The organism is Streptomyces minutiscleroticus (assembly GCF_014650875.1).
Classification (GTDB): domain Bacteria; phylum Actinomycetota; class Actinomycetes; order Streptomycetales; family Streptomycetaceae; genus Streptomyces; species Streptomyces minutiscleroticus.
Genome location: NZ_BMVU01000223.1, coordinates 1 through 797 on the forward strand (window position 1 = coordinate 1; position 797 = coordinate 797).

A 797-nucleotide genomic window follows, 5' to 3' on the forward strand; every position below is an offset into this window, starting at 1 on the left:
TCACGTCTGTCCACGAGCGGGCTCGACGTCCCCCGCCCGCTTGGCCAGCGGGTGACTCACGGCAGCCCACGCCGGCCATTTCGCTGAGAAAACGTCAGTGCTCCGTCGCCGACCGCCAGGACCGGAGCGCGCATACCGTGGCGCGCGCGGTCGCGCAGCAGCCCGGCCCAGGTCTCGGGTGCTTCGTGGTGGCCGTCGGTCATCGCCGTGCGTTCCTCGGTGCCGTCCGCGCCCGCCCCGATCCTGACCAGGACCGCGGCCCCGGCCAGGCGGATCCGCAGGTGGATGCCGCCGGCCCAGCCGTACCCGTAGTCGGTGCCGGACGGATCGCGCTCCCGGAACGCGGTGTGGCCGGCCTGCCACTGCGCGGTCGACCGCGTGGCGGTGGCCGGGGACAGGCCGGAGGCCGAGTCGAGGGACTGCTCCAGCGCGGGCACGAAGTCGCCGGTGGACAGGCCGTGCGAGAAGGGCAGCGGCAGCACTTCGGCGATCTTCGACGACCTGCGGCACCAGAGCGCCAGGACCGCCGAGAAGAACCGCTTGCGCTCCCCAGTGGCCGCATCGCCCCGCGTGTCGTTGACCCTGGATCCATGGCTGCCACCTGGTCGGCGAGCTGGTCGAGGGAGCGCCCGCAGCCACGGTGGACCGCCGGTCGCCCGGGCGGGCGGCGGGAGTCCTGGATCAGTAGCCGTAGATCATCTTGTAGGCGACCTCGGGAAGGAACTGTCCGGCCGTGGAGCCGGCTCCGACGCCGCAGTTGCCGTCCGACTCGCCCGGGGTCTTGATCCACAAGAGCA

2 pseudogenes are annotated in these 797 nt (G+C 72.6%); both read right to left on the reverse strand.

Annotated features, from left to right (window positions below):
• Window positions 1-89 precede the first annotated feature (89 nt).
• Window positions 90-584, reverse strand: a pseudogene (locus IE271_RS41120) (transposase); the annotation flags it as partial.
• A 97-nt stretch (window positions 585-681) separates the two neighbouring features.
• Window positions 682-797, reverse strand: a pseudogene (locus IE271_RS41125) (glycoside hydrolase family 6 protein); the annotation flags it as partial.